Annotated in this window: 14 protein-coding genes; 4 read left to right on the forward strand and 10 right to left on the reverse strand. The window is 71.2% G+C overall.

Annotated features, from left to right (window positions below):
* Positions 1-4: 4 nt before the first annotated feature.
* Together MKD51_RS05855 and MKD51_RS05860 are read right to left on the reverse strand one after the other, a co-directional pair.
* On the reverse strand, positions 5-643 hold the full coding sequence (locus MKD51_RS05855; protein ID WP_240239194.1) for a response regulator transcription factor: 639 nt from the start codon (positions 641-643) through the stop codon (positions 5-7).
* Complete coding sequence (locus MKD51_RS05860) at positions 640-1,842, reverse strand: histidine kinase (protein ID WP_240239196.1); 1,203 nt, start codon at positions 1,840-1,842, stop codon at positions 640-642. Before MKD51_RS05860 ends, MKD51_RS05855 begins: the two co-directional genes overlap by 4 nt.
* 109 nt (positions 1,843-1,951) lie before the next feature.
* Here MKD51_RS05860 and MKD51_RS05865 point away from each other — a divergent pair, with 109 nt between their 5' ends.
* The 3 genes from MKD51_RS05865 to MKD51_RS05875 all read left to right on the forward strand — a co-directional run bounded on the left by MKD51_RS05865 (position 1,952) and on the right by MKD51_RS05875 (position 4,134).
* Positions 1,952-2,740: an ABC transporter ATP-binding protein gene (locus MKD51_RS05865; protein ID WP_240239198.1), complete on the forward strand. Its 789-nt coding sequence runs from the start codon at positions 1,952-1,954 to the stop codon at positions 2,738-2,740.
* Positions 2,737-3,507 carry an ABC transporter permease gene (locus MKD51_RS05870; protein ID WP_240239200.1) on the forward strand — a complete coding sequence of 257 codons (771 nt, stop codon included), beginning with the start codon at positions 2,737-2,739 and terminating at the stop codon, positions 3,505-3,507. The genes MKD51_RS05865 and MKD51_RS05870 overlap by 4 nt, the downstream gene beginning before the upstream one ends.
* Before the next feature lie 225 nt (positions 3,508-3,732).
* Positions 3,733-4,134 (forward strand): hypothetical protein, encoded by a 402-nt coding sequence (locus MKD51_RS05875; protein WP_240239202.1) that lies wholly within the window; start codon positions 3,733-3,735, stop codon positions 4,132-4,134.
* A 138-nt stretch (positions 4,135-4,272) separates the two neighbouring features.
* On the opposite strand, the gene MKD51_RS05880 is transcribed toward MKD51_RS05875, so the two are convergent.
* The 6 genes from MKD51_RS05880 to MKD51_RS05905 are packed head-to-tail and all read right to left on the reverse strand — an operon-like array spanning position 4,273 to position 10,802.
* On the reverse strand, positions 4,273-5,070 hold the full coding sequence (locus tag MKD51_RS05880) for an aldolase/citrate lyase family protein (RefSeq protein WP_240239204.1): 798 nt from the start codon (positions 5,068-5,070) through the stop codon (positions 4,273-4,275).
* Entirely contained in the window at positions 5,067-5,885 is an 819-nt protein-coding gene (locus tag MKD51_RS05885; RefSeq protein ID WP_240239211.1) for a fumarylacetoacetate hydrolase family protein, read from the reverse strand. Before MKD51_RS05885 ends, MKD51_RS05880 begins: the two co-directional genes overlap by 4 nt.
* Positions 5,882-6,994 carry a 3,4-dihydroxyphenylacetate 2,3-dioxygenase gene (hpaD, locus tag MKD51_RS05890; RefSeq protein WP_240239213.1) on the reverse strand — a complete coding sequence of 371 codons (1,113 nt, stop codon included), beginning with the start codon at positions 6,992-6,994 and terminating at the stop codon, positions 5,882-5,884. Before hpaD ends, MKD51_RS05885 begins: the two co-directional genes overlap by 4 nt.
* Before the next feature lie 29 nt (positions 6,995-7,023).
* Complete coding sequence (hpaE, locus tag MKD51_RS05895) at positions 7,024-8,517, reverse strand: 5-carboxymethyl-2-hydroxymuconate semialdehyde dehydrogenase (RefSeq protein ID WP_240239215.1); 1,494 nt, start codon at positions 8,515-8,517, stop codon at positions 7,024-7,026.
* Positions 8,518-8,571: 54 nt separating this feature from the next.
* Positions 8,572-9,273 (reverse strand): GntR family transcriptional regulator, encoded by a 702-nt coding sequence (locus MKD51_RS05900; protein ID WP_240239217.1) that lies wholly within the window; start codon positions 9,271-9,273, stop codon positions 8,572-8,574.
* The gene (locus MKD51_RS05905) at positions 9,270-10,802 is read right to left on the reverse strand and encodes a fumarylacetoacetate hydrolase family protein (RefSeq protein ID WP_277603920.1); all 1,533 of its coding nucleotides are present in this window, start codon (positions 10,800-10,802) and stop codon (positions 9,270-9,272) included. The genes MKD51_RS05900 and MKD51_RS05905 overlap by 4 nt, the downstream gene beginning before the upstream one ends.
* A 169-nt stretch (positions 10,803-10,971) precedes the next feature.
* Here MKD51_RS05905 and MKD51_RS05910 point away from each other — a divergent pair, with 169 nt between their 5' ends.
* Positions 10,972-12,381, forward strand: coding sequence for an MFS transporter (locus MKD51_RS05910; protein ID WP_240239219.1), 1,410 nt, complete (start codon positions 10,972-10,974; stop codon positions 12,379-12,381).
* A gap of 56 nt (positions 12,382-12,437) precedes the next feature.
* On the opposite strand, the gene MKD51_RS05915 is transcribed toward MKD51_RS05910, so the two are convergent.
* On the reverse strand, positions 12,438-12,845 hold the full coding sequence (locus MKD51_RS05915; RefSeq protein ID WP_240239221.1) for an HtaA domain-containing protein: 408 nt from the start codon (positions 12,843-12,845) through the stop codon (positions 12,438-12,440).
* Positions 12,842-13,765 carry a LysR family transcriptional regulator gene (locus MKD51_RS05920; RefSeq protein WP_240239223.1) on the reverse strand — a complete coding sequence of 308 codons (924 nt, stop codon included), beginning with the start codon at positions 13,763-13,765 and terminating at the stop codon, positions 12,842-12,844. The genes MKD51_RS05915 and MKD51_RS05920 overlap by 4 nt, the downstream gene beginning before the upstream one ends.
* Positions 13,766-13,777 lie beyond the last annotated feature (12 nt).

Raw genomic sequence — 13,777 nt, forward strand, 5'->3', positions numbered from 1 at the left:
TGCCTCAGCGCAGCACGCCGTCGCGCAGCGCGCGCAGCACGGCGCTGGTGCGATCCCGGGCGCCGAGCTTCATGATGATCGACGAGACGTGGTTCTTCACCGTGCCCTCCGCGAGGAAGAGCGCTCCGGCGATCTCGCGGTTCGGGATGCCCTGGGCGAGCAGCCGAAGCACCTCGAGCTCGCGATCCGTGAGCTCCTGCACAGGCGGGGCTGCCGCTGTCGCCGGTCGCGCCCGGATCGCCTGCAGCAGCCGGTCGGTCAGCGCCGGCGCGATCACCGTGCCGCCATCGGCGAGCGTCTCGACAGCGCTCGAGAGCTGCTCGAGTGTGACGTCCTTCAGCAGGTAGCCGCGCGCTCCGGCTCTCACTGCGTCCAGCACCTGCGCATCATCGTCGAAGGTCGTGAGCACCAGCACCGGGATCTCGATGCCGAGCTCGCGCATCCGTTCGAGGGCCCAGAGGCCGTCGAACCGCGGCATCCGCACATCCAGCAGCACCACATCCGGCAGGGTCGCCTCGATCACCGCGATCGCCTCGCCGCCATCGGCGGCCTCGCCGACCACCTCGATCCCGGCGACGCCGAGCAGCCCTCGGATGCCCTGCCGGATCAGCGTCTGGTCGTCGACCACCACGACGCGCGTCATGCGGCCGGCACCCGAGCCGTGACGACGAATCCGTCGCCGCCGTCGAACTGCACCTCGCCGCCCAGCGCTGTGAAGCGCTCGCGCAGCCCGTCGAGGCCATTGCCCAGTCGCACGCGGGCAGCGCCGCGCCCGTTGTCCCGACCGCTGAGCACCGTGCCGTGCGCGTCGACGGCGACGACGAGGTGCAGCGAGGTGGCCTCGGCATGACGGATGGTGTTGGTCACGATCTCCTGCGCGGCGCGGATGAGCGCGGCGCGCTCCACGTCGTCGACCGCCACGGTGGGCGCGACGTCGACGGTGACCTCGAGACCGGGCAGATCCTCGGTCATCTCGCGCAGCGCTGCCTCCAGGCCGAGTGCTTCGATGCGCAGCGCGCCGACCGTGGATCGGACCTCCGCGAGCAGCGAGCGTGCGAGCTCGCCGGCGCGCTCGATGTGCGCACGGGCGAGCTCGCCGTCCACGTGCTTGGCGGTCTCGAGCTGCAGCGTCAGCACCGTCAGCTGGTGGCCGATGGCGTCGTGCAGGTCGCGCGAGATGCGCAGCCGCTCGGCGGTGCGCGCGGCCTCGGCGCGCTCGAGCGTGGCGGCGCGCAGCTCGACGTGCGCGGCGGTCAGTCTGCGGCGAGTCTCGCGCTCCTGCAGCAGCGCGTGCGAGCTGAGCACGGCAGCCGACTGGATGAGCAGGTAGAAGCCCGCGACGATCACCGTCTCGACCGCTTGGGGCGAGCTGCCCGAGTTGCCCGAGGTGGAGATGGCCGCGATCGCGGTGTTCAGCAGCACCACCGCGGCGGTGACGGCGATCGGCACGGCGTAGGGGCCGAGTGCGGCGACGATCACGAGCAGCACCAGCAGGAAGCCGCCGCCGCCCGCGGTGAGCACGACCGCCCAGGAGGCGAGCACCGCCGTGGCGAAGGCGGCCAGACGGGGACGGTCGCGATGGAGCGTCGCGGTGGCGAGCAGCGCCACCAGCAGCACGAGCAGCAGCGCGAGCCAGACGAGGTAGGGCACCCGCAGGGGCACGATGCCGAACAGGCCGGGGGATGCGACCAGCAGCGCGGCGACGAGCGTCGCGACTCCCGCCCAGAGGTCGGCATCACGCAGCACCGCGCGCGCGGCCCGGCCGCGGGGCGCCGTCTCTGGCGCGGGTGCGTCCGCCGATGCGCCGTCGACCCGCTGGGCGGCGTCGGACGAGGAGGGCACGTCGCCAGCCTACGATCGCTCGTGCTGCGGCGCCCCTGCCGATCGTCACGGTCGCGGCGAGTGACTCGCGGCACCTGTGTCGACCCATCCGGATATCTAGCGTCGAAGCATGACCTCAGCATCAGCATCCGGTCCCACCGACATGCCGGCAGACGGGCGCGGTCGGGGCGACGGCATCGTCGCGGCCGGCCTCGTCAAGCGCTACCGCGGGCGCGCCGTCGTCGACGGCGTGAGCCTGCGCATCGCCGCGGGCGAGACCCTCGGCATCCTCGGCGTCAACGGCGCCGGCAAATCCACCACCGTCGAGATGATCGCCGGGCTGCGCTCGCCCGACGCGGGAGAGATCCGCGTGCTCGGCCTCGACCCCAGGGCAGACCGAGCACGGGTGCGCCAGGTGCTCGGCGTGCAGCTGCAGGATGCGGTCCTGCACCTCTCGCTGCGCGTCGACGAGCTGCTCGACCTCTACCGCAGCTTCTACCCGTCGCCCCGCTCGACCGAAGAGCTGCTCGAGCTCGTCGGCCTCGCTGAGCAGCGACGCACCCGTTTCGAGCGTCTCTCTGGCGGGCAGCAGCAGCGGCTGTCGATCGCGCTGGCGCTCGCAGGGCGGCCGCGTGCGGTGATCCTCGACGAGCTCACCACGGGGCTCGACCCCCGCGCCCGTCGCCGCATGTGGTCGATGGTCGAGCAGCTGCAGGCGGATGGCGCGACGATCCTGCTCGTCAGTCACGCCATGGAGGAGGTCGAGCGGCTCTGCGACCGCATCGCCCTGCTCGACGCCGGCCGCGTCGTCGCGACCGGCACGCCTGCCGAGATCGTCGCGCAGACCGGCGCCGCCGACCTCGACGGCGCGTTCTTGTCTCTCACCGGCCGCATGCTCGAGCCCGAGGAGGCAGCATGACCGCCGCCAGCATCCCCGTCCGTCGTCCCGGCGCCGCCGCGCTCTGGATGCTCGTCGTGAGCGAGACCAAGTCGGTCGCGCGCGACACCGCAGGGCTCATCGTGCCGCTCGGCATGCCGCTGCTCATCCTCATCATGAGCGCCAGTGCTGCCTCGCAGAGCGCCGGCGCATCAGGTCTGACGGGGCTCGAGCTGTTCGTGCTGCCGCTCGTGCTGACGATGGTGATGACGATGATCGGTGTCGTGAACATGCCGAGCTTCCTCGCGATGTATCGGCGCATGGGCATCTTGCGGCGCCTGGGCGTCACGCCGGCCTCGCCCGCGCTCGTGCTCGTCGCGCAGGCGATCGTGGCCGTGGCGCAGGCCGTGCTCGGCATCGCGCTCGCGCTCGCGGTCGGCGGGCTCGCACTGGGGGCGCGGCCGCCGATGGAACCGCTCACCGTGCTCGGTGTCGGGGCGCTGGTGATGGCAGCCATGTGCGCGCTTGGCATGCTCGTCGCGGCGATCGCGCCGACGCCGAACAGTGCCGTCGCCATCGGGCTCGTGCTCTTCCTGGGCCTGGGAGCGATGGGCGGCATGTTCGGGGGCCCGGATGCGCTGCCCGAGCCGATGCAGGACGCCGCACCCTGGCTGCCGTGGGGCGCCGCCGTCGACGCGTTGGCGAATGCCTGGGCCGGCGCGCCGGTGGAGCCGGCCTCGCTCCTGGTGCTGGGGGCCACCGTCGCGATCGGGGGCGTCGTGGCAGCGCTGCTCTTCCGCTGGGAGTAGCCGGCGAGCCCGCCCGCCTCACCCGCCGAGCCGCGAGAGGTGCCCTCGCGCCCGAGCGGTGCTCGCGCAGCGGCACCTCTCGCGCGCGGCGCTACCTGTGGCGGGCAGAGTTGGTGCGTGCGATGCTGGCATCGACGCAGAGGAGGCGCCCGTGTCGATCGAGCAGGCCATGATCCGTGGGATCGTGCCGGACGCCGTCGTGCGCGAGCTCTGCTGGTGCGCAGGATGAGCAGGCTGCAGACGGGCGGGCGGGTGCTGCTGGGCGCCGCGCTGGTGTTCGCGGGCATCAGCCACCTCACGCTCGGCAGGCGCGACTTCCGCGCGCAGGTGCCGCAGACGGCTGTCGACCTGTCGCCGTTCGACGTCGACCAGGTCGTGGTCGGGTCCGGCGTGGTCGAGATCGCGCTCGGCAGCGCGATCGCGCTGGCGCCACGCGAGCACCGGTCGACGGTCGGCGTCATCGCCGCCGGCTTCTTCGCGGCTGTCTTCCCCGGCAACATCGCCCAGTGGCTGCACCGCAGGAACGCCTTCGGCCTCGACACGGATGGGCGCCGGTTCGGCCGCCTCTTCTTCCAGCCCGTGCTCATCGCGTGGGCGCTCTGGTCGACGCGCGCGCCGCGCGGCTGATCGCGCCGCGCACTGCCGCCGACTGGGGCTGCTGCGCCCGACTGGGGCTGGCACGCGGGCCCCAGTCGGGCGCAAGTGCCCCACTGGGCGCGCTGCCCGGTTCACCCGCACCGCTCCGCGCATGCGCACTGCTCGGCGCTAGTACGCGTCGGTCTCGGCCTGCGCCCGCTTCAGCCGCGCCACCGCCGCCTCCGAGCCGCGCGCCATGAGCGTCACGTCCGCCCCGACGAACACGAACGAGGCCCCGCGCGCGATGCAGCGGTCGGCATCCGCCTCCGCGAAGGCGTTCACCCCCGCCGGCGTGCCCACGGAGCGCACCGCGTCGATCGCGGCGTCCACCGCATCCATCACCGCCTGCTCCGAAGGGCGCCCGGGGTAGCCCATCGATCCCGCCAGGTCAGCCGGCCCGATGAACACGGCGTCCACGCCGTCGACGGCGGCGATCGACGCGGCGTTCGCCACCCCATCCGCGGTCTCGATCTGCACGGTCACCGACACCTGGCGGTCGGCATCGGCGACGTAGCCGGCGATGCGGCCCCAGCGCGACGAGCGCGCGAGCGCCGAGCCGATGCCACGCGCGCCCTCTCGCTCGCCCTCAGCGCCCGGGTAGCGAGCCGCGCGCACCGCGGCACGGGCGTCGTCGGCGCTCGAGACCATCGGCACGAGCACGTTCTGCGCGCCCAGATCGAGCACCTGCTTGATGATCACCGGGTCGTTCCACGGCACCCGCACGATGGTCGTGACGGGGTAGGCGGATGCGGCGTGCAGGATCGGCAGCATCTCGGAGATCGAGATCGGCCCATGCTCGCCGTCGACCAGCAGCAGGTCGGCGCCAGAGCCGGCCATGATCTCGGCGGCGACCGGGCTGCCGGATGCGTTCCAGAGGCCCACGAGCGGAGCCTGCGCCTCGGCGAGCGCGTCGCGGAAGGTGCTCATCGGAACGTCACCTCCACCGTGCCCATGTCCTGGTACTCGGCGCGCACGACGTCACCGGGCTTGACCCACACGGGCCGGGTGAACGAGCCCGCGAGGATGAGCTCGCCCGCCTCCAGCCGGTCGCCGTGCTGCGCGAGCTTGCCAGCCAGCCAGGCGACGCCCAGCGCCGGGTTGCCGAGCACGCCGCCGGAGACGCCGGTCTCGATGATCTCGTCGTTCACGAGGCACAGCGAGCCCACCCAGGAGAGGTCGCGGTCGCGCGGCCCGATCTCGTGCTCGCCGACGACGATGGCGCCGAGCGCCGCGTTGTCGCTGATCGTGTCGACGATCGTGCGGCCCTCAAGCTCGATGTGCGAGTCGAGGATCTCGAGCGCCGGCACGACGACCTCGGTGGCGTCGAGCACCTGCTCGATCGTGAGGCCATCGCCCTCGAGCGGCGCGCGCAGCACGAAGGCCAGCTCGACCTCGACGCGCACGTTCGACCATTGCGCGTGCTCGACCGTCGCGCCGGAACGATAGGTCTGGTCGGCGAAGATCACCCCGTAGTCGGGCTCGCTGATGCCGGTCGCGAACTGCATCGCCTTGCTCGTGAGCCCGATCTTGCGGCCCACCATGCGTGTGCCGGCCTGCTCGCGGCGCGTGCGCCAGATGCGCTGCACCGCGTAGGAGTCCTCGATCGTCGCCGCCGGGTAGCGGGCTGAGATCCGCTCGATCGTGCCGCGCGAGCTCGTGGCCGCTGCGAGCTCATCGGCGATCGCCGCGACCGTCGCGTCGTCGAGACCCCTCGCGGGGCGAGCCGCGTGGGCCGGGCTCATACCTGGTTGCCCATCTTGAAGCCGATCTCCTCAGCCGGCTCGCCCGCGACGGCATCGCCCGGCGCGCGCGTGTACGAGAAGCCGTCCGCGCCCACGGTGACCGCCATCTCGCTCGAGTCGGTGCGCTCGATGACCGGCTGCGGGTTGCCGTCCAGATCGAGCACGAGGGATGCCTCGGTGTACCAGGAGGGCACGACCGGGTTGCCCCACCAGTCGCGCCGCTGGTTGTCGTGCACATCCCAGGTGACGGTCGGGTTGTCGGGGTCGCCCGTGTAGTAGTCCTGCGTGTAGATCTCCACGCGGTGGTCGTCCGGGTCGAGGATGTAGAGGTAGAACGCGTTCGAGACGCCGTGGCGGCCGGGGCCGCGCTCGATGCGGTCCGAGATGCGCAGGGCGCCCATCTTGTCGCAGATCTGGATGATGTTGTGCTTCTCGTGCGTCGAGAACGCGATGTGGTGCATGCGCGGGCCGTCGCCGCCGGTGAGCGCCGTGTCGTGCACGGTCTGCTTGCGGTGCATCCAGGCCGCGTAGGTGACGCCCTGGTCGTCCTGGATGTCCTCCGAGACCCGGAAGCCGAGATCCTCGAGGTAGGCGCGGCCGCGGGGCACATCCGGCGTGACCTGGTTGAAGTGGTCGAGGCGCACGAGCTCGCCCGCGCTGTAGAGGTCGTAGCGCTGCGTGAGCCGCTCGACGTGCTCGGTGGCGTAGAAGAACTCGTAGGGGAAGCCCAGTGGGTCCTCGACGCGCACGCTGTCGCCGAATCCCTTCTGGAACCCGTCAGCGCGACGCTCGGTGCGGCATCCGAGCTCCTTGTAATAGGCCTCGGCAGCGTCGACGTCCTCCGGCGTGCGCACCCGGTAGGCGAAGGCCGCGACCGCCGCGACCGGGCCCTTGCGCAGCACGATGTTGTGGTGGATGAACTCCTCGAACGACCGCAGGTAGATCGCCTCGTCGTCCTCCTCGGTGACGTGCAGGCCGAGCAGGTCGACGTAGAACTTGCGGCTCGCCTCGAGGTCGGTGACCACGAGATCCATCGCGGCGCAGCGCACGATGTCTGGGGCGGGCACCGACGGCGTCGGGATGGGGGTGGTGGCGGTCGTCTCGCTCATGGGGGCTTCTCCTTCGAAGTCGGGGTAGGTCAGGCGGATGCGCCGAAGCGGGGCGTGTGGACGTCGCCGAGAGTGATGTGCACGGCCTGCTGATCGCTGTAGAAGTCGAGCGAGCGGTAGCCGCCCTCGTGGCCGAGGCCGGAGGCCTTGACGCCGCCGAAGGGGCTGCGGAGGTCGCGCACGTTGTGGCTGTTGAGCCACACCATGCCGGCCTCGACGTCCTGCGCGAACACGTGCGCGCGCCGCAGGTCGTTCGTCCAGATGTAGGCGGCGAGGCCGTAGCGCGTGTTGTTCGCGAGCTCGAGCGCCTCCTCGTCGGAGTCGAACGGCGTGATCGAGACGACCGGGCCGAAGATCTCCTCCTGGAAGATGCGCGCATCCGGGCTCACGTCGGCGAACACCGTCGGCGCGACGAAGTTGCCATCGGGGAACGCCTCAGGGCGACCGCCGCCGGCGAGCAGGCGGCCCTCCTGCTTGCCGATCTCGACATAGGACATCACCTTGTCGAAGTGCTCGGGGTGCACGAGCGCGCCGACCTCGGTCTTCGGGTCCTGCGGGTCGCCGACCACGATGTTCTTGGCACGCTCGGCGTAGCGCTCGAGGAACTCCTCATAGATGGAGCGCTCGACGAGGATGCGGCTGCCGGCGGTGCAGCGTTCGCCGTTCAGCGAGAAGACGCCGAAGAGGGTGGAGTCGATCGCGGCGTCGAGGTCGGCGTCGGCGAAGACCACGGCGGGGCTCTTGCCGCCGAGCTCCATCGACATCGCCTTGAGGTTCCTCGCCGAGTTGCCGAAGATCGTCTGGCCCGTCGACGACTCGCCCGTGAACGAGATGATCGGCACGCCGGGGTGCTTGACGAGCGCGTCGCCCGCCGTCTCGCCGAAGCCGTTGACGAGGTTGAAGACGCCCTTGGGCAGCTCCGCCTCCTCGAAGATGCCCGCCCACAGGGAGGCGGAGAGCGGCGTGAACTCGGCGGGCTTGAGCACCACGGTGCAGCCGGATGCCAGGGCCGGGCCGAGCTTCCACGACTCGAGCATGAAGGGGGTGTTCCATGGCGTGATGAGCCCGGCGACGCCCTTGGGCTTGCGGTTCACATAGTTCACCTGGCTGCCGGGCACCTTGTAGGTGTCGTCGCGTCCGGCCACGATGAGGTCGGCGAAGAAGCGGAAGTTCTCGGCGGCGCGCTGCGCCTGGCCCTTGGCCTGCGTGATCGGCAGGCCCGAGTCCCACGACTCGAACTGCGCGAGCTCGGCGTCGCGCGACTCGACGATGTCGGCGATGCGGCTGAGGATGCGGGCGCGCTCGCGGTTCTTCATGCGCGGCCACGGGCCCTCCTCGAAGGCACGCGTGGCTGCGGCGACGGCGAGGTCGATGTCGGCCTGCTTGCCGGAGGCGGCGACGGTGTAGTCGTCGTTCGTCACCGGGTTCAGCACGCCGAAGGTCTCGCCGTCGACCGAGGCGACGCGCTCGCCGTCGATGTAGTGGGGGATCAGGTCGGGGATGCCTGCGGGCTGGTTCGCCATGGTGGCTCCTTGTCGGTCGTGGTCAGGGTCGGTCACGGTCAGCGTCGGTCGTGGTCAGGGCTTGTCGGGGTGCACGCGGTGCAGGAAGGCGTCGGGCGTCGCGAGCCGGTGCGCGCGCACCGCGAGCTCGATGCGGCGCGGGTCGGCGCCGGACTCGATCAGGCCGAGGATCGCCTCGTGCTCGTCGACCGAGGGCAGCGCGCGACTCGGCACGAACGAGAAGGTCGACTGGCGCAGCCGCGACAGGCGCTTCCAGCAGGTGTCGATCACGTCGCCGAGCACGCCGTTCTGGCAGACGTCGCTGAGCCGGCGGTGGAAGGCCTCGTTGAGGGCCGTGAACTGCACCGGGTCGAAGGCGGCGAGCGACTCGCGCATCCGCTCGTTGATCGCGCGCGCCTGATCGACATCCGACTTCGAGTAGAGGCCGGCTGCGAGCGAGATCGCGGCTCCCTCGACGAAGGAGAGCGTCTCCATCGTGTCGTGGTACTCGAGCTCGTCGATCTCTGCCACCCGCGCGCCGATGTTGCGCTCGAAGGTGATGAGTCCCTCGGCCTCCAGGCGGCGGATCGCCTCGCGCACGGGCACGACGCTCATGTCGAGCTCACGGCCGATCGCGTCGAGCACGAGCCGGTAGCCGGGGGAGTAGCTGCCGTCGACGATGCGGTCGTGCAGCAGCTGGTAGGCCCGCTGCGACTTCGAGGGAGCGATCGTGCCACCGGTGTCCGTGGCCGCCGCATCCCTGCGCCGCGTGCTCACGAGCCATCCTGCTGGCGCTGCGAGGCCTCGTACTTCGCCCGCCACTGCGCGTTCATGGGGAACAGGCCGTCGATGCGCTCACCGGCGTCGATCTGCTCGGCGATGAACTCCTCTGCGCGCTCCTGCTCGAGCGACTCAGCGACGAGCTCCCGCACGAGCGCGGGCGGGATGACGAGCACGCCGTCGCCGTCGGCCACGATGATGTCGCCCGGCTGCACGGTGGCACCGCCGCACGCGACGGTCTCGTCGAAGCTCCACGGCACATGGAGGCGGCCGAGCACCGCGGGGTGGCCGCCCGCGTGATAGGTCGGCACACCGATCTCGGTCACGACGTCGAGGTCGCGCACCCCGCCGTCCGTGATGATGCCGGTCGCGCCGAGGTGGCGGGCGCGCAGCGCCAGGATGTCGCCGAGCGTGCCGGAGCGGTTGTCGCCACGGGCCTCGATGACGACCACGTCACCGGGGTGCAGGTCGTCGAACAGGCGCTTCTGCGCGTTGTAGCCGCCGCCGTGGCTCGTGAAGAGGTCTTCGCGGTTCGGGACGTAGCGCAGCGTGCGTGCGGTGCCGACGATGCGCTTGCCTGGCTGCGTGGGGCGCAGGCCGTCGATCGAGACGTTGTTGAGGCCGCGCTTGCGGAGGCCGGAGGAGAGCGTCGCGAGCGCCACCCGCGAGAGCTGCTCGCGCAGCTCGTCGTCGAGCACGGGTGCCTCGGCCTTTTGGGTGTCGGCGTCAGGCTGGAAGTCGGAGGCAGGGCGTCCGGATGCGTCGGCCCACTGCTCCGGGGTCGGCTTCGGCTGGGCGGAGTACGGCGGCAGCGGCTGCTCGCCGACCCGCACGGTGGAGGCGAGGCGGCCGGTCGAGACCTGCTCGCCGTCGAGCGTGGTCGCACTCACCTCGACCTCGACGGTCTGGCCGGGGGAGAAGGTGGATGCGTTCGCGGGGGTGCCGGTGAGGATGACGTCGCCGGGCTCGAGCGTGACGAGCTGTGAGAGATCGCTGACGATCTCTGCCAGCGAGAACACGAGCGTCGACGTGGAGTCGGCCTGCACGAGCTCGCCGTCGAGCCAGGTGCGCACCTCGATCGCACTCGGGTCGAGGCGCGAGGCGTCCAGCAGCGCAGGGCCGATGGGTGTGAAGCCGTCGCCGCCCTTCGAACGGATGTTGGAGCCCTTGTCGGCCCAGCGCAGGTCGAAGACCCCGAGGTCGTTCGAGGCGGTGACGTGTGCGACGTGACTCCACGCATCCGCCGCGCTGATGGCACGGGCGGCGGTGCCGATGACGACCGCGATCTCGCCCTCGAAGCCGAAGATCTCCGTGCCGGCGGGGACGACGAGCTCGCCGCCGGTCGAGAGAGAGGTCGCGGGCTTCATGAAGTAGCCGGGTGCCTCTGGCGTGCGGCCCTTCTGCTCGGCCCGGGCGCGGTAGCCGATGTGCATGGCGAAGACCTTGGGCGGCTGGCTGCCGAGCAGCTTCCACGCGGCGACGGCAGACGAGGGGGCGCCGGTGATCCGGTGCGACGATGCATCCATGCGGGCATCGTATACGATTCCGGATACGTCGTGCAAGCGTCCCTGTGACGAGATGTCGTCGAGGCTCCGACACGCCTGAGCCGCGGCTCTTGACGGTCGTGCACGAAATCGTATATGTTCCTCGCAGTCCCTGGGCCGCGATGGCCCTGTCCCTGACAAAGGAGTCAGCGTGTCTCAGAGCACGACGCACACAAGCACTCGCGAGCGCAACAAGGTCCTCGCAGCGGTCGTCGTCGGCACCACCATCGAGTGGTACGACTTCTTCATCTACGCCTTCATGGCCAACCTGGTCTTCGCGCAGCTCTTCTTCGAGCCGGCGGGCGAGGGCCTCGGCCAGATCATCTCGCTGATCACGATCGGCATCTCGTTCCTGTTCCGCCCGCTCGGCGCCTTCCTCGCCGGCCACTTCGGCGACAAGGTCGGTCGCCGCCCCATGCTCGTCATCACGCTGCTCCTGATGGGCGCGTCCACGACGCTGGTGGGCGCGCTGCCGACCTACGAGGCGATCGGCATCATGGCGCCGATCCTCCTCATGCTGCTCCGCATCCTCCAGGGCCTCTCGGCCGGTGGCGAGTGGGGCGGCGCGGTGCTCATGGCCATCGAGCACGCACCGGCGCACCGTCGCGGCCTCTACGGCTCGTTCGTGCAGGCAGGCGTGCCGATCGGCATGCTGCTCGCGACCGGCATCCTGGCGGCCGTCCGCGCCATGTTCCCTGGTGACGCGTTCCTCGAGATCGGCTGGCGCATCCCGTTCTTCGTCTCGATCCTGCTCGTGCTGGTCGGCTTCATTGTGCGCCGCTCGGTCGAGGAGTCGCCGGTCTTCCAGGAGATCAAGCAGACGGCGCAGCAGGAGTCGGCGCCGATCATCCAGGTGTTCAGGAAGTACGGCGCGATCGTCGCGTTCGCGGCGCTTGTCTTCATGGCCAACAACGCCACCGGCTACATGACCACCGGCGGCTACGTGCAGGGCCTCGCCTCGCGCCCCGTGGACGGCGTCCCGCCGGGCTACGGCTTCGATCCGGTGGGCGTGCAGCTCGCCGCATTCGCAGGCTCGCTCTCGTGGCTGGTGTTCACCTTCGTGGCCGGATGGGCCTCCGACCGCATCGGCCGCAAGCCGCTCTACCTGATCGGCTGGGTCGTGCTGGCGATCGGCATCGTGCCGCTGTTCGTGCTGGTGCAGACGGGCGTCGCCGGTGTGGCGTGGGCGACCATCATCCTGGGTGTCGGGCTGGGCCTGACCTACGGCGCGCAGGCCGCCTGGTACGCGGAGTCGTTCCCGGCCTCGGTGCGCTTCTCGGGCGTCTCGATCGCCTATGCGATCGGTGCTGTGATCGGCGGTGCCTTCGCGCCGACCATCGCGCAGGCGCTCCTGCAGGCGACCGGCACCACCTGGGTGATCGTCGGCTACCTGCTGGCGACCGTGGTGCTCTCGGTCATCGGCACGCTGCTGCTGCGCGACCGCACCGGCATCCCGCTGTCGATCGAGTTCGAGCACTCCGGCAAGTGGGACACCTGGAAGAAGGGTGACGAGTTCGTCGAGGCCTCGCCCGTCGACCGCGCCGCGCACGTCGAGCGCTGATTCGAACCGACACGAGGGGGTCCGCCGGCTGGCGGGCCCCCTCGTGCGTTCGTCGCTCAGTCGCCGATGCGCGGGTCGTCGAGCGCGGTGCCGGCCGTGTACGGCCCGAAGAACAGGTCGGCGCCCTCCGCGGTGAGCGCGGTGCCGGACGCCTGCCGGCCGTCGAACGCCGCGATGGTCGCGAAGCGCAGGCGCACGGCACGGTCGTCGGGGTCGGCGATCTCCACCGCCCAGCCCTCTTCCGTCTCGACGATGGCGGGGTCGGCGACGACCACCCGCATCATGCCGTGATGGCCCGTGAGCGTGACTGAGCCGCGGAAGGCACCCGCGCCGATGGCGGGGAATCGGAAGCCGCCCTCGGTCGCCTCTGCACCGCCGGCCGCCTCGACCACTCCGTCGGACATCCCCCGCACGTAGCCGAGCAGCGAGGCCTTGATGCCCCAGACGAGCGCGCCGGCGCTCATCGCGGCTGCGGCCAGGGGAGCGCCGTGGCGAAGTCGATGAGGGCGCGCGTGCGCGCGGTCGGCTCGGGCGCGACCGGCCAGATGACGTCGACGCCGACGGGCGGCACGGCGGGCGCGATCTCGAGCATGGCGACAGGGTAGCCCTCGTAGCTCGCGGGATTCGCGGGCCGCTGCACGAGGATGCCGTAGCCGAGACCGCGCCCGACCAGCGCCCGCACGGCCTCATAGCTCTGCACGCGATGGCGCACGCGCGGCGTCAGCCCGCGTGCCGCGAACAGCGACAGCGTGTGCTCGCTCGACGGCGGCGCGTCGAGCAGGATGAGGTCGCGTGCGACCAGTTCCTCGAGGGTGACGGAGGGGGCGGATGCGAGCGGGTCGTCGCCGGCGACGATCACGTGCGCGGGGAGCTCGAACAGCTTCGACCGCCGCGGCTCGCCGGGGATGAGGGTGTCGTAGACGAACGCGACGTCGATCTGCCCCGCCTCGAGCCTGCCCTCGAGCCGGTCGTGCGTCGCCTCCAGGATCGCGAGCTCGACGCGCGGATGCTCGCGGCCGAAGCCCTGCAGCAGCGGCGGCAGGATCGTCGGCGCGAGCGTCGGGTAGCAGCCGATCGTGATGGGCCCGACGAGCTCGCCAGGGGCGCCCCGCAGCGAGGTCTCGAGCTCGCGGGACGACGCGAGCAGCGCGCGGGCGCGAGTCACGACATCCGCCCCCGTGCTCGTGAGCGTGAGCCCGCGCGCTCGGCGGCGCACCGTGAGCTGGGTGCCGAGGCCGCGCTCGAGCTCGCTGAGCGCCTCGGAGATTGCTGACGGTGAGACGTGCAGTCGTGCCGCAGCGCCGGCGACCGTGCCCTCGTCGGCGGCGCAGACCAGGAACGAGAGCTGCCGCAACGTGAAGCCGGGGGAGTCGAGACGATCCATTGTTCGGGTGCT

The sequence above is a fragment of the Agrococcus sp. ARC_14 genome (assembly GCF_022436485.1).
Taxonomy (GTDB): Bacteria; Actinomycetota; Actinomycetes; order Actinomycetales; family Microbacteriaceae; genus Agrococcus.

Excerpts from the sequence above, each read along its gene's own strand:
- MKD51_RS05855 (WP_240239194.1), bottom strand. The coding sequence starts at position 643 with ATGACGCGCGTCGTGGTGGTCGACGACCAGACGCTGATCCGGCAGGGC.
- MKD51_RS05865 (WP_240239198.1), top strand. The coding sequence starts at position 1,952 with ATGACCTCAGCATCAGCATCCGGTCCCACCGACATGCCGGCAGACGGG.
- MKD51_RS05870 (WP_240239200.1), top strand. The coding sequence starts at position 2,737 with ATGACCGCCGCCAGCATCCCCGTCCGTCGTCCCGGCGCCGCCGCGCTC.
- MKD51_RS05875 (WP_240239202.1), top strand. The coding sequence starts at position 3,733 with ATGAGCAGGCTGCAGACGGGCGGGCGGGTGCTGCTGGGCGCCGCGCTG.
- MKD51_RS05880 (WP_240239204.1), bottom strand. The coding sequence starts at position 5,070 with ATGAGCACCTTCCGCGACGCGCTCGCCGAGGCGCAGGCTCCGCTCGTG.
- MKD51_RS05885 (WP_240239211.1), bottom strand. The coding sequence starts at position 5,885 with ATGAGCCCGGCCCACGCGGCTCGCCCCGCGAGGGGTCTCGACGACGCG.
- hpaD (WP_240239213.1), bottom strand. The coding sequence starts at position 6,994 with ATGAGCGAGACGACCGCCACCACCCCCATCCCGACGCCGTCGGTGCCC.
- hpaE (WP_240239215.1), bottom strand. The coding sequence starts at position 8,517 with ATGGCGAACCAGCCCGCAGGCATCCCCGACCTGATCCCCCACTACATC.
- MKD51_RS05905 (WP_277603920.1), bottom strand. The coding sequence starts at position 10,802 with ATGGATGCATCGTCGCACCGGATCACCGGCGCCCCCTCGTCTGCCGTC.
- MKD51_RS05915 (WP_240239221.1), bottom strand. The coding sequence starts at position 12,845 with ATGAGCGCCGGCGCGCTCGTCTGGGGCATCAAGGCCTCGCTGCTCGGC.
- MKD51_RS05920 (WP_240239223.1), bottom strand. The coding sequence starts at position 13,765 with ATGGATCGTCTCGACTCCCCCGGCTTCACGTTGCGGCAGCTCTCGTTC.